Source organism: Pseudarthrobacter adonitolis, from assembly GCF_055412845.1.
Map to the genome: position 1 here is coordinate 43,954 of NZ_JBVAYW010000004.1, position 13,126 is coordinate 57,079.

At 61.4% G+C, this 13,126-nt stretch carries 13 protein-coding genes; 7 read left to right on the top strand and 6 right to left on the bottom strand.

The features are described 5' to 3' along the window. Positions 1-27 precede the first annotated feature (27 nt). From gyrB to dnaA, 6 genes are all read right to left on the bottom strand, one after another. Positions 28-2,118 carry a DNA topoisomerase (ATP-hydrolyzing) subunit B gene (gene gyrB / locus ACZYZ4_RS06315; RefSeq protein ID WP_463859183.1) on the bottom strand — a complete coding sequence of 697 codons (2,091 nt, stop codon included), beginning with the start codon at positions 2,116-2,118 and terminating at the stop codon, positions 28-30. A 374-nt stretch (positions 2,119-2,492) separates the two neighbouring features. Continuing rightward, positions 2,493-3,050: a DciA family protein gene (locus ACZYZ4_RS06320; RefSeq protein WP_463859185.1), complete on the bottom strand. Its 558-nt coding sequence runs from the start codon at positions 3,048-3,050 to the stop codon at positions 2,493-2,495. Beyond that, the gene (recF, locus tag ACZYZ4_RS06325; protein WP_463859187.1) at positions 3,043-4,245 is read right to left on the bottom strand and encodes a DNA replication/repair protein RecF; all 1,203 of its coding nucleotides are present in this window, start codon (positions 4,243-4,245) and stop codon (positions 3,043-3,045) included. Before recF ends, ACZYZ4_RS06320 begins: the two co-directional genes overlap by 8 nt. A gap of 45 nt (positions 4,246-4,290) precedes the next feature. Next, complete coding sequence (gene gnd / locus ACZYZ4_RS06330) at positions 4,291-5,175, bottom strand: phosphogluconate dehydrogenase (NAD(+)-dependent, decarboxylating) (RefSeq protein ID WP_463859189.1); 885 nt, start codon at positions 5,173-5,175, stop codon at positions 4,291-4,293. A gap of 20 nt (positions 5,176-5,195) precedes the next feature. After that, positions 5,196-6,320 carry a DNA polymerase III subunit beta gene (dnaN, locus tag ACZYZ4_RS06335; protein WP_463859191.1) on the bottom strand — a complete coding sequence of 375 codons (1,125 nt, stop codon included), beginning with the start codon at positions 6,318-6,320 and terminating at the stop codon, positions 5,196-5,198. A gap of 530 nt (positions 6,321-6,850) precedes the next feature. Beyond that, positions 6,851-8,272 (bottom strand): chromosomal replication initiator protein DnaA, encoded by a 1,422-nt coding sequence (gene dnaA, locus ACZYZ4_RS06340; protein ID WP_463859193.1) that lies wholly within the window; start codon positions 8,270-8,272, stop codon positions 6,851-6,853. 468 nt (positions 8,273-8,740) lie between these two features. Between dnaA and rpmH the strand changes: the two genes are divergently transcribed. The 7 genes from rpmH to ACZYZ4_RS06375 all read left to right on the top strand — a co-directional run bounded on the left by rpmH (position 8,741) and on the right by ACZYZ4_RS06375 (position 13,105). Further along, the gene (gene rpmH / locus ACZYZ4_RS06345) at positions 8,741-8,878 is read left to right on the top strand and encodes a 50S ribosomal protein L34 (RefSeq protein WP_003800212.1); all 138 of its coding nucleotides are present in this window, start codon (positions 8,741-8,743) and stop codon (positions 8,876-8,878) included. Positions 8,879-8,918: 40 nt separating this feature from the next. Beyond that, on the top strand, positions 8,919-9,329 hold the full coding sequence (rnpA, locus tag ACZYZ4_RS06350) for a ribonuclease P protein component (RefSeq protein WP_463859195.1): 411 nt from the start codon (positions 8,919-8,921) through the stop codon (positions 9,327-9,329). Continuing rightward, positions 9,322-9,717 carry a membrane protein insertion efficiency factor YidD gene (yidD, locus tag ACZYZ4_RS06355; RefSeq protein WP_463859197.1) on the top strand — a complete coding sequence of 132 codons (396 nt, stop codon included), beginning with the start codon at positions 9,322-9,324 and terminating at the stop codon, positions 9,715-9,717. Before rnpA ends, yidD begins: the two co-directional genes overlap by 8 nt. 16 nt (positions 9,718-9,733) lie before the next feature. Further along, complete coding sequence (gene yidC / locus ACZYZ4_RS06360) at positions 9,734-10,714, top strand: membrane protein insertase YidC (RefSeq protein WP_463859199.1); 981 nt, start codon at positions 9,734-9,736, stop codon at positions 10,712-10,714. After that, the gene (locus tag ACZYZ4_RS06365; protein ID WP_463859201.1) at positions 10,714-11,280 is read left to right on the top strand and encodes a Jag family protein; all 567 of its coding nucleotides are present in this window, start codon (positions 10,714-10,716) and stop codon (positions 11,278-11,280) included. Before yidC ends, ACZYZ4_RS06365 begins: the two co-directional genes overlap by 1 nt. 20 nt (positions 11,281-11,300) lie before the next feature. Continuing rightward, positions 11,301-11,951, top strand: coding sequence for a 16S rRNA (guanine(527)-N(7))-methyltransferase RsmG (gene rsmG / locus ACZYZ4_RS06370; protein ID WP_463859203.1), 651 nt, complete (start codon positions 11,301-11,303; stop codon positions 11,949-11,951). A gap of 86 nt (positions 11,952-12,037) precedes the next feature. Next, positions 12,038-13,105: a ParA family protein gene (locus ACZYZ4_RS06375; protein ID WP_463859205.1), complete on the top strand. Its 1,068-nt coding sequence runs from the start codon at positions 12,038-12,040 to the stop codon at positions 13,103-13,105. Positions 13,106-13,126: the final 21 nt, after the last annotated feature.

Genomic DNA, 13,126 nt, shown 5'->3' on the forward strand with positions numbered 1-13,126 from the left:
TTGGAATATCTACTCGGCGACCCGGGTTCAGATATCCAGGAACCTGACGTCCTTGGCGTTCTGCTGGATGAAGTTTCGGCGGGACTCCACGTCTTCGCCCATCAGCGTGGAAAAAGTCTGGTCCGCTGCCAGCGCATCGTCCATGGTGACCTGTAGGAGGGTCCGGTGGTCCGGATCCATGGTGGTGTCCCAGAGCTCGGTGTAGTCCATCTCGCCCAGGCCCTTGTAGCGCTGGATGCCATTGTCCTTCGGGATACGGCGGCCGGCGGCCTGCCCGGACAGCAGCTTGGCATCGCGCTGCTTGTCACTGAAAACGTAGTCGTGAGGCGCGTTGGACCACTTGATCCGGTACAGCGGGGGCTGTGCCAGGTAGACGTAGCCGTTTTCGATCAGCGGGCGCATGTAACGGAACAGCAGCGTCATGAGCAGCGTGGTGATGTGCTGGCCGTCAACGTCGGCATCGGCCATCAGCACGATCTTGTGGTACCGAAGCTTGCTGAGGTCAAAGTCCTCGCCGATGCCGGTGCCGAACGCGGTAATCATGGACTGGACCTCGGCGTTGCCCAAGGCCTTGTCCAGCCGGGCGCGCTCGACGTTCAGGATTTTGCCGCGCAGGGGCAGAATGGCCTGGGTTTCAGGGTTGCGGCCGCGCTTGGCGGAACCGCCGGCGGAGTCGCCCTCCACGATGTACACCTCGCAGCGGGCGGGGTCCTTCGAGGAGCAGTCGGAGAGCTTGCCGGGCATGCCGAAGGATTCCAGCGGGCTCTTGCGGCGGGCGTTGTCGCGGGCCTTCCGAGCGGCCATGCGGGCCTGAGCCGCGGAAATTGCCTTGCGGATAACATCGCGGGCGGGGCCGGGGTTGCGTTCCAGCCAGTCGCCCAGGCCGTCGGTGACAACGCGCTGAACGAAGCCCTTGACCTCGGAGTTGCCGAGCTTGGTCTTGGTCTGGCCCTCAAACTGTGGTTCGGCCAGCTTCACCGAGATGACCGCGGTGAGGCCTTCACGGATATCATCACCCGTGAGGTTGTCGTCCTTTTCCTTGATGATGCTCTTTTCCCGCGCGTAGCGGTTGATGAGGGAGGTCATCGCGGCGCGGAAACCCTCTTCGTGGGTGCCGCCCTCGTGGGTGTTGATGGTGTTGGCGTAGGTGTGGACGCTCTCGGAATACGCGTTGGTCCACTGCATTGCCATTTCCAGCGCTATATGCCGTTCCTTGTCCTCGGTTTCGAAGGAAATGACGTCCTCGTGGACAACATCAACCTTCTTGCCAGAGTTCAGGTGCTTCACATAGTCCAGGAGGCCGTCGTTGTACTGGTACACCACGGTGCGGTGCTCAGCGGTGACCTCACCTTCAGTGACCACCACATCAAGGTTAAGATCCTCATCGGTGTCCGCGTTCGCCGCTGCGGTGCGCTCGTCCGTGAGGGTGATCCGCAGGCCCTTGTTCAGGAAGGCCATCTGCTGGAAGCGGGCGCGGAGCGTCTCGAAATCAAACTCGGTGGATTCGAAAATACCAGCGTCCGGATAGAAGGTCTGGGTGGTGCCGGTGGTGGCGCTCTCTTCACCCTTGACCAGCCCGCCCTGGGGCTTGCCGCCGTCGGCAAAGGACATCCGCCAGACGTTGCCCTGGCGCCGGACTTCAGTGTCCACCCTGCTGGAGAGCGCGTTCACCACGGAAATACCCACACCGTGGAGGCCGCCCGAGACCGCGTAACCGCCGCCGCCGAACTTGCCCCCGGCGTGCAGGATGGTCATAACAACCTCAACAGTGGGCTTGTGCTCGGTGGGATGCATGTCCACCGGGATTCCACGGCCATCATCTACAACCTTGACGCCGCCGTCGGCCTGCAGGACTATTTCGATGTGCGTGCAGTACCCGGCCAGCGCCTCGTCAACAGAGTTGTCCACCACTTCATAGACCAGGTGGTGCAGGCCGCGCGGTCCGGTAGAGCCGATGTACATGCCCGGGCGTTTCCGGACGGCTTCGAGACCCTCAAGTACGGTGATGTCGCTTGCGCCGTATTCCCGGGGTGTCACGGCCTCCGCCGGCGTATCGGGGGTAGGGACGTCCTCCGCTGCGCGTTCCACTGCCTGGGTATCTGTATTGTCGTTAGCCACAGGTGCTGTCGACTCCTCTTTTTCGATGATGGCCGGCGGCAGCCTTCCATGGGAAAGCATCCGCCAACAGGCACAAGCTGATGGCGCTGACGGATACGTCGACGTGCGGGACCGAAGTCCGCCTGCGGAGAGCGTGCGGAAAACGGACTCAGTCAACGTTTCACCGGCGCCCAGTTATCTGCTGTGATTCTATCGTGAAATGGGCCGCAGACCCGCATTCCGGCGGGCGTCGCGGGACCCGGATGTGCCTATGCGAGGCCATTGACCCCACCTAGGGCGCCCTCGCGGTCCTGCCGCCGGGTTCCTATACGCCCCAAGGGCGTTAGACCGCCCTACACGCCGCCGGACGAATATTCAAGAGCCGACGGCGGCGGCTAGCCGTAGGTATCGCGCGGCCCGCGGCCGTTGACGGTACGTCCGCCCTTGCGCCAGCTGGGTGCCGACGGTCCGAGCACCTGGATGCTGGTGACCACGCCATCGCCCAGCTCCGTGCGGAATTTCTCCAGCAGGCTGTTGCTCAGCAACCGCAGCTGCGTGGACCAGGCTGTCGAGTCGCACCGCACGTGAAGCGTGGTATCGGTGAAGCTCTCCGGGGTGCAGTGCGCTGAGATCTCCGGGCCGACCAGCGTGGCCCACTCTGCCATGACCGAACCCACCGCTACCGGCGAGCTCCAGCCACGTTCGGCCACGAGGCGTCCCACTACTTTGCCGAGCCCCAGCGGATCACGGCCGGTGGAGTGGAACTGGCTGAAACCCCGGGTATCGCGGATCCCACGTTTTGTCTTGGCGGCGCCGGCCTTGAGGGGTGCCTTTCGGCGGATTTCGCCGCGCGCTGCCGCGGCCTCCCGCATGCGGTTCAGCGCCGCCTGGGGCGCATCGATATTGTCAGGATCACGGCCGGGCTGCAGCCCGCCCTTTTCATCCTTATTCATCGATTCCTCCCGGAATGACCTTCACCCGCCGGCCGGAGAGTTCCTCCGGGATATCGGCGTCGACTGCGGCGGTCACCAGGACCTGTTCCGCGCCGGAGACTATTGCCGCCAGTTTACGCCGTCGCTGCACATCGAGCTCGGCGAAAACGTCGTCGAGGATGAGGATCGGGGCAGACCCGCCGGTCCGTGCATCATCGAGCATGACGTAGTAGGAGGCGAGCCGGAGGGAGAGGCACATCGACCAGGTTTCGCCATGCGAGGCGTACCCCTTGGCGGGCGCTTCGCCGAGGATCAGTTCCAGCTCATCCCGGTGCGGCCCCACCAAGGAGATTCCGCGTTCAAGTTCCTTGCGGCGGGAGGCCGCAAAAGCCTGGACATAGCGCCCGGTGAGATCCTCAACGGTGAGGTTCCGCAGATCTTCGGCAGCGGCCGACTCTCCCGCCAGCGAACCGCCGCCGGCACCCGGTGCTGCGCCGCCGTCGTCGTCCATCAGGTTTTGCAGTGTGGACCGGTAGACGGCGTTGGCTTCCTTGGAGCCATCCGTGAGCTGGGCATATGCCTTGGCCAGGTGCGGGCGCAGCAGTTCAACCAATTCCAGCCGTGCGTGCAGCAGATCGGCGCCCGCCCGGGCCAGGTGCTGGTCCCAGACATCGAGGGTGGCCTCATGTCCGGCAGTGAATTTTCCGGCCCGGGCGGATTTGAGCAGGGCGTTGCGCTGCTTCAGGACACGGTCATAGTCCGTGCGCGTCGCCGAATGCCGGGGCATAAGACTGACCAGCAGCTCGTCGAGGAACCGGCGGCGGTTGGACGGATCTCCCTTGACCAGCGCCAGGTCCTCAGGGGCGAAAAGCACTGTCTGACAGATTCCGAGGAGGTCCCTGGCCCGGACGGGATTGCTGCGGTTGATGCGCCCCCGGTTGGCGCGGCTGGCGTTGATCTCAAGTTCCAGGACCGTGGTCTGTTCGCCGCGGACCAGACGGGCCCGGACCAGCGCGCGGTCCGTGCCGAACCGCAGCAGCGGAGCGTCGGAACTGACCCGGTGCGAGCTGAGAGTGGCCAGGTACCCGATGGCCTCCATGAGGTTGGTTTTGCCGATGCCGTTTGACCCGACGAGCACGGTGACACCCGGTTCGAGGGGAAGGTCAACCTGGGCGTAGCTGCGGAAGTCAGTCAGCGAAAGATGTTCTAGGTACACGCGGTGTTCGACAATTCTCGGAACCGCCGGGTCCCGGGGTGGATGTTACTTGGCGGGACGGGTGGCATGCCCGCCGAACTGGTGACGCAACGCGGAAACCATCTTCATTGCCGGTGAGTTTTCTTCGCGGGACGAAAAGCGCGCGAAGAGTGCAGCCGTGATGGCCGGTGCCGGAACAGCGTTGGCGATGGCTTCCTCAACGGTCCAGCGTCCCTCGCCCGAGTCCTCGACGTAGTCATCGATGGATTCGAGTCCCGGGTCCTCGTCCAGCGCCTTCACCATCAGGTCCAACAGCCAGGATCGGACCACGGTGCCCTTCTGCCAGGCACGGAATGTACCGGGCAGGTCGTCAACAATGTCCTTGGCGGCCAGCAGTTCGTAGCCTTCGGCGTAAGCCTGCATCAGGCCGTATTCGATGCCGTTGTGGACCATCTTGGCGTAGTGTCCGGCACCGATTCCGCCGACGTGAACAAAACTGTCCGCCCGCTCGCCTTCCGGACGGAGCACATCAAAAACCGGTAGTGCCCGCTCAATATCGGCGGCATCACCGCCAGCCATGAGTCCGTACCCGTTCTGGAGGCCCCACACTCCGCCGGAAACACCGCAGTCGGCGAAACGGATGCCCTTCTCTGCCAGCGCAGCACCATGTTTCTGGTCCTCAGTAAAACGGGAGTTACCGCCGTCGACCACCAGGTCGCCGGCGTCCAGCTTGCTCCCGAGTTCGGTGATGACGGCATCGGTGATGTCGCCGGAGGGGACCATCACCCAGATCAGCCGTGGAGCCGGAACAGCCGCAATCAGCTCATCCACGGAGGCAACATCGGTGACCTCAGGGTTCCGGTCAAAACCCGTGACCTCAATGCCGCCCTTGCGCAGACGTTCGCGCATGTTGAAACCCATCTTGCCAAGGCCGATCAGTCCAATATGCACGTGAGTCTCTTTTCTGCTGCCTAGTTGGGGAGGCGGACGGGCATAACCAAGTAACGGTAGTCGTCCTGGTCCTCACCGGCGGCGTCTACCTGAGCCGTGATCATGGCGGGTTTCGGCGCCGTGGTGAAGGAGAACCTGACGTACTTCGTTTCGATGACACTCAGGCCTTCCACCAGGTAGTGCGGGTTGAAAGCGACAGTGATGTCGTCACCGGAGAGCTGGGCTTCGAGCTCTTCGGAGGCCTGGGCATCTTCGCCGGTGCCGGCGTCCAGGTGCAGCAGTCCTTCCGTAAAGGCGAGGCGAACCGGTGTGTTGCGTTCGGCCACGAGCGACACACGGCGGACGGCTTCCACAAGTTCCTGCGTCTGGACGGTTGCGTGGATGGGGGTGGAATCCGGGAACAGCGAGCGGATCTTGGGGTAGTCGCCATCCACGAGCAGCGACGTGGTAGTGCGGCCGCCGCTTTCGAAACCGATCAGGCGGCTGTCATCGTCGGCAAGTGCGAGGTTGATGTCGCCGCTGTTGCCAAGGGTCTTGGCCACTTCGTTCAGGGTTTTTGCCTTGACCAGCGCACTGGTGGAAATTCCGGGGGTGGTGGGCTTCCACGGCACTTCGCGCATGGCCAAACGGTAGCGGTCGGTGGCCAGAAGGGTGATGAGATCGTCCTCGATCTCCATGCGGACGCCGGTGAGGATGGGGAGGGTGTCATCCTTGCTGGCAGCAATGATCACCTGGGAAACAGCCTGGGCAAAGGCGTCTCCCGGGACGGTGCCGCTGATGGCGGGCAACGCAGGCAACGGCGGGTATTCGGCCTCGGGCATGGTGGCCAGGTGGAAGCTGCTGCGGCGGCAGGTCAGCGTCACTTTGTTGCCATCGGTTTCGACGACCACCGGAGCGGAAGGAAGGCTTCGGCAAATGTCCGCGAGGAGGCGGCCGGAAACGAGGATGGTTCCCTCAGCGCTGATGTCCGCGGGGATTTCCAGGCGTGCGGAGGTCTCGTAGTCAAAGCTCGAGAGGCTGACCGTGCCGGCTTCAGCCTTTAGGAGCAGGCCGGACAGCACTGGAACCGGGGGCCGCGGAGACAACGACCGGGCTGTCCAGGTGACGGCTTCTGCCAGGACATCCCGGTCGACTCTGAACTTCACGGAAGGGTGCCGCCTTTCATTTTGCTGCTGCCTTGTCTGAACCGGAAACTCCCACAGGGAGCCCAAAAGTAGGGGCGCCCCAACAACGGAACCTGCATGGTTCTTCGATTGCTGAACCACAAAGAAACCCGAGGATGGGAGCGCTGCTGACAGCTTAGCCGGAAGACAGCTGATTAACCCATCCCCGGTCAGGACCCCTGGGGTGCGTAGGCCCTTGGGCCTGGCCCGGTTCGGGGTGCGGATCGAGATTGTTATTTGAGGGAAATCAATTTCTTGGGATTAGTAGTGTTAATAACTGCTGTGGATACTGTGGATAACTCGATCCGGCCGCAGGATCCAGCGGTTGAGCCCTGTTCATGGATTGTGGGCGAAGCAGGTTTTAAACAGGCTGTGGATGGGGATAACAATTTTTGGCTTTTCGCTGATCCACAGGCGCCTTAAGGGTTTTAAGCCCATTAAGCGCGGTTGTCCCCTTAAGTATCCACAGGGTTATCCACATGCACCTGTTAATAAGGTATAGAGGCGGCGGCTCAGGAGTTGCGCTGCTGCTGCTTGATCCTGTTGGTGAGTTCGGTGACCTGGTTGTAGATCACACGACGCTCAGCCATGAGCTCACGGATTTTGCGGTCTGCGTGGATCACCGTGGTGTGATCGCGGCCGCCGAGCTCCTGGCCGATCTTCGGCAGGGACATGTCCGTGAGCTCGCGGCAGAGGTACATGGCGATCTGCCGGGCCGTCACCAGAGTGCGCGTCCGCGACTTGCTGCAGAGTTCTTCCATGCTGAGCTTGAAATACTCGGCCGTCTGGATCAGGATCTGGCTCGACGTGATTTCCTGGGCGCCGTCGTCGGTGATGAGGTCCTTCAGGACCATCTCCGCCAACGCAACATCGACCGGCTGGCGGTTCAGGCTGGCGAATGCCGTCACCCGGATCAGCGCGCCCTCGAGTTCGCGGATATTGCTGGAGATCTTGGAAGCGATGTATTCCAGCGCATCGTCCGGGGCGGAGAGGCCTTCGCTGAGGGCCTTCTTCCGCAGGATGGCGATGCGGGTTTCGAGTTCGGGCGGCTGGATGTCCGTGAGGAGGCCCCATTCGAAGCGGGACTTCATCCGGTCCTCGAATCCTGCCAGCTGCTTGGGCGGCAAATCCGAGGTGATGACCACCTGTTTGTTGTTGTTGTGCAGCGAGTTGAACGTGTGGAAGAACTCCTCCAGCGTCCGGTCCTTGCCTGCCAGGAACTGGATGTCATCGATCAAGAGCACGTCCACGTTGCGGTACGTGGTCTTGAAGCTGGCGCCTTCGTCATCGCGGATGGAGTTGATGAAGTCGTTGGTGAACTCTTCGGAATTCACGTACCGGACCCGGATTCCGCTGTATAGGCGGCGGGCATAGTGGCCGATGGCGTGCAGGAGGTGCGTCTTGCCCAGCCCGGAATCACCGTAGATGAACAGCGGGTTGTAGGCCTTGGCTGGCGCTTCGGCCACCGCCACGGCAGCTGCATGGGCAAAGCGGTTGGACGAGCCGATAACGAAGGTATCGAAGACGTATTTGGGGTTCAGTCGGCCGAATTCGTGAGAAGTGCTCGGCAGCATCGGCTGCGGCTTCTGTTCGATCAGCTGGTCCGGGGAGTAGGAAGGTTCGACGACGGGTTCCGGCTCTTTGTGGAGCGGCACCAGATCGGTGTCCACGTCGATTGCGCAGCGGATGTCTTCGGAAAAGACGTTGTGCAGGGCGTCGTCCAGGGCGTCCTTGACCTGGGTCTGGAGGACTTCGCGGGTCAGTTCGTTGGGAACGGCCACCAGAAGGGTGGATCCGATCAGGCCCTGCGCCTGCGCCAAGATGACAAAGCCCCGCTGTCGTGGTGAAACGCGGTCGTCCTGCTCGAGCAGGCTCACAACTCGACGCCAGGAACTTCCGACAGTATTGGCGTGGTTGGCTTCGTCTACTGTCATCAATCAGTTCCTCAAAACTTGCGTGCCTGCATTACGTGCAGCCCCAAGTCCCGAACCAGGATGCTGGTTCAGCTTCATCCACAGGGTTATGCACAGTCCGTGGATAATCGGCTACTGAGCCACTCTAGGGGATCAAAAGGCCAGAAGATAGCTGGGAAGTAGCTTGTGGATAATTACACCGTTGTGGTTCGAAAACAGGCCCTGTGAGCCACTTCATCCACAGGCTGTGGGGCCAGGTTAACCACAGCCGGTACCAGGGACCCAGGGGTACCCCGGTTTGACTCTGGGAGGCGTTTTGCCCTAACGTTGTGAAGTCCTTTGTGTACGCTTTTTGGCCCCATCTGAATCTCTCCGACGCACCGCGTTTGAGCAGCCGGGGGAAGCGTGCATATACAAAACTTAGCGTCGGCCAGTTCTTCCCCTTTACTGATCGGGTGGGCGCACCTTTGATCCACTGGAGTAACTAACGTGAGCAAGCGGACTTTTCAGCCGAATAACCGCCGTCGAGCCAAGAAGCACGGCTTCCGCCTTCGTATGCGTACCCGTGCCGGCCGTGCCATCCTGGCAGCCCGTCGTGGCAAGGGCCGCACCGAACTGTCGGCCTAGATATCTGACTCGTCGGTTAACTTTTCTTTGCGAGTTTAAGGTGCTGGCCACCCGTAACCGTTTGAGGACTGCAACCGATTTTTCAACAACTGTACGTTCCGGTGTCCGCAATGGACGCCGGAACGTAGTGTTATATGCGGCAGCTATTGCTGCCGACGAACCCAGCCGGATCGGGTTCATCGTTTCCAAAGGTGTCGGGAACGCTGTGGTCAGGAACCTCGTTAAGAGGAGACTGAGAGAAGCCGGTGCTGCCTCGCTGCGCGAGTACGGTACCGGGTTCGCCATAGTGGTACGGGCGCTGCCTGCGTCCGCTGCCGCCAGCTGGGATCAACTGCTGGCGGACTACGACGCCGCACTGGAAACAACCATGAGCCGGTTGGGCAGCCGCCTTCCGCGGGCTGCTGTAAACGGTTCAACCGGTACAACACAGGAAGGGACACAGCGTGCGTAAGGTAACTGCCGCCGTCGTCCACTTCCTCCAGCCTGTTGCTGCCGCCCTGGGCACCTTCCTCTGGAACCTGCCCAGAAACATTCTTATTCTGCTGCTGATGGCCTACCGCAAGGTGATTTCTCCCTTGTATGGCCAGGTCTGCCGCTTCTTTCCTTCCTGCTCGGCGTACGCCCTTGAGGCGATCACTGTCCATGGCGCAGTGAAGGGCAGCTGGCTTGCGGCCAGCCGCCTTGTGCGCTGCCATCCGTGGAATGCCGGTGGTGTGGACCATGTCCCCGCCGGCCACCGCCACTGGCCCGATCACCGGACCCCCACAATTGTTGTGCTGAACAACCCGGACAAGTACCTGGCTGCTCAGACTGATGGAGAAGGCCGCCTTGCGGCCTGACGAATAGGGATATCGTATGGACTTCTTTGAAACAATCATGTTTCCGTTCAAGTGGCTTGTGTCCATCATCATGGTGGGCTTTCATGAGGGTCTGAGCTCCATCGGCCTGCCGGAGGCTTCCGGCTGGACCTGGACACTGTCCATCATCGGCCTGGTGCTGGTGATCCGGGCCGCACTGATCCCGGTGTTCGTCAAGCAGATCAAGGCGCAGCGCGGCATGCAGCTGCTGCAGCCGGACCTGAAGAAACTCCAGGACAAGTACAAGGGCAAGACTGACCAGCTCTCCCGCCAGGCCATGGCGCAGGAACAGATGGCCATGTACAAGAAGCACGGAACCAACCCGTTCTCCGCCTGTTTGCCCATGCTGATCCAGATGCCGTTCTTCTTTGCGCTCTTCACCGTGTTGTCCGGCATTTCGACGGCGAGCCGTGACGGTAAAGGCATCGGCGCGATGAACCACGAACAGGTGGTTCAGTTTGACCAGTCCACCATTTTCGGGGCGCCGTTGTCCGCGACGCTGCTGCACGGCACACCCCCTGGCGGCAATGTGGTTGCCGTTTGGATCCTCTCCATCGTGATGATCCTGGCCATGACGGCCTCGCAGTTCATCACGCAGAAGCAGATCATGGCCAAGAACATGTCCGAAGAGGCCATGGCCAGCCCGTTCATGCGCCAGCAGAAGATGATGCTCTACATCCTGCCGGTCGTCTTCGGCGTAGGCGGCATTAACTTCCCCATCGGTGTGCTGATCTACTGGACCACCACAAACCTTTGGACCATGGCGCAGCAGTTCTTCGTAATCCGCCGCATGCCGACGCCGGGATCCCCTGCTGCCAAGGCCCTGGCTGAACGCCGTGCCGCCAAGGGCCTGCCGGCTCTGCCCATTCTGGGAGGGAAGAAGGCCGACGCCGAAGCTGAGGCCGCCGCCGCAGCCGCGATCATCGAGGCCAAGGGTCAGCGCATTCAGCCACAACGTAAGAACAGGAAGAAGAAGTAATGTCAGCCGAGAGCACCGAACACGCCCTTTCCGACGAGATCATTGACGATCAGGACGAATCAGCGACTGACGCCGATGCTTCCCCCAAGGGATCCGCTGCCAGCCGCCTCGAAGAGGAAGGCGACGTTGCTGCCGATTACCTGGAAGAGCTCCTGGATATCGCTGACATCGATGGCGACATCGACATCGAAGTTCGGAACGGCCGCACGTATATTTCCATCGTTGCTGAAGAAGAAACCGATAGTCTCGACAGCCTCGTAGGCGGAGACGGCGAAGTCCTGGAGGCCCTTCAGGAATTGACCCGGCTCGCTGTCCTCTCCGCAACGGAAAACCGCTCACGCCTGGTGCTGGACATAAACGGCTACCGTCAGCAACGCGCCGGCCACCTCCAGAAGATCGCGGAGGATGCAGCAGCTTCGGTCAAAGAGTCCGGCAAAGCCGTGGCACTGGAGCCGATGAGTGCCTACGAACGCAAAATCGTTCACGACGCCGTCGCTGACCTGGGACTCGTCAGCGAGTCCGAGGGCGAAGGCGCCGGGCGTCACATCGTTGTATCCGCAGACTAGAGAATGCTGAACCGCTAATCATGGTTGACATCACGGCAGCAGAATTGCTGGCGGCCGAGAAGATTTTCGGTGACCGCCTGGACTTGGCCAAACGCTACGTAGAGCACCTGGCCACGTCCGGAACGGAACGCGGGCTGATCGGGCCGCGCGAGATCCCACGGTTGTGGAGCCGGCACGTCCTTAACTGTGCCGTCATCGAAAGCGAGATCGCGCACGGCAGCCATGTTGCCGACGTCGGAAGCGGAGCCGGACTTCCCGGACTCTGCCTCGCCATTGCTCGGCCGGACCTTGAACTGACACTGATCGAGCCGCTGGAACGGCGGGTGATCTGGCTCCAGGAAGTGGTGGACGATCTCGGCCTGACAAACGTCACGGTGATGCGGACCCGCGCTGAACTGGCAGTCGGCATGGTTGACGCCGATGTTGTGACTGCCCGGGCTGTGTCCGCGTTGAGCAACCTCGCCGGCCTGACTATCCCCCTGCTTGCCGGCAAGGGCGAGGTTGTGGCCATTAAGGGACGCAGCGCAGGTGAGGAAATCGAAAAAGCCGCGAAGGTCATCCGGAAGCTCGGTGGCGTCCAGACCTCAGTAGTGACTGTCGGTGAAATCCTTCTGGAGGAACCCACCACGGTGGTCCGGATCGTCGTCAACAAGTCCCGAAAGATCTGCTAGTCCGGGCCCGGTAGCCTTGGTCTGCAGGGCGAAGCGGTTAGGCTAGACAACGGCAGCAAAAGCCGAACGAGAGTGAGTGTGTCCCAGTGACCAGTAGCGAAGCCTCCACACAACGGATACCCCCGTTTGTGTCTTTGGGGTCAGCACGATCAGTTGCTGGCATGGGTTCCGCGCCGGGACGAGGGGAAAGTCACCCCAATCCGGTTACAGAAAGGGCAACTCTTGCCTCTGTTTCACGTGAAACAACAACGGGTGGCAGGATCAACGTCATGGACACCATGGACGACTCCAGTCCTATCGCCCGGGAACTCGCGCACGAGACCAAGCGCCGCGAACGGCTGGTTGGCCGGAAACTTCCCAAGCCGGAGAAGACTCGCATCTTCACGGTCTCCAATCAAAAGGGTGGGGTCGGCAAAACCACCACCACTGTGAACATTGCCGCTGCCCTGGCCGCAGCCGGCCTGAACGTCCTGGTCATTGACATCGATCCCCAGGGCAACGCATCCACCGCCCTCGGCGTCGAGCACCACGCGGATGTGGACAGCATCTACGATGTCCTAATCAATGATTTCCCACTTGCTGACGTGGTGGCCCCCTGCCCGGACATCAGCAACCTGATCTGTGCTCCTGCCACCATTCATCTGGCCGGCGCGGAGATTGAACTTGTCTCGCTTGTGGCCCGTGAACAGCGGCTCCGCAGAGCCATCGATGTGTATGCCAAGACCCGGGCGAAGAACGGCGAAGAACGCCTCGACTACATCTTCATTGACTGCCCGCCAAGCCTCGGCTTGCTCACGGTTAATGCCTTCTGCGCTGCCGGCGAGGTCCTCATCCCCATCCAGTGTGAGTACTACGCCCTGGAAGGCCTCAGCCAGCTCCTCAAAAACATTGAGATGATCCAGAAGCATCTGAACGCGGATCTGGTGGTCTCCACTATTCTCCTCACGATGTATGACGGCCGAACCAATCTTGCCGCCCAGGTGGCAGCGGAGGTTCGCCTGCACTTCCCCGAGCAGGTCCTTGGTGCTGTAGTCCCCCGCTCGGTGCGGATTTCAGAAGCCCCGAGCTACCAGCAAACAGTCATGACCTACGATCCTTCCTCCAGTGGAGCCCTGTCTTACCTGGAAGCCGCAGCCGAAATCGCTGAACGCTAGAATCTTCAAGAACTGCAACAA

Bases quoted from the DNA above. Each gene is read 5' to 3' on its own strand.
- ACZYZ4_RS06320 (WP_463859185.1), bottom strand. From the start codon at position 3,050: ATGAATAAGGATGAAAAGGGCGGGCTGCAGCCCGGCCGTGATCCTGAC.
- dnaA (WP_463859193.1), bottom strand. From the start codon at position 8,272: ATGACAGTAGACGAAGCCAACCACGCCAATACTGTCGGAAGTTCCTGG.
- yidC (WP_463859199.1), top strand. From the start codon at position 9,734: ATGGACTTCTTTGAAACAATCATGTTTCCGTTCAAGTGGCTTGTGTCC.
- ACZYZ4_RS06365 (WP_463859201.1), top strand. From the start codon at position 10,714: ATGTCAGCCGAGAGCACCGAACACGCCCTTTCCGACGAGATCATTGAC.
- rsmG (WP_463859203.1), top strand. From the start codon at position 11,301: ATGGTTGACATCACGGCAGCAGAATTGCTGGCGGCCGAGAAGATTTTC.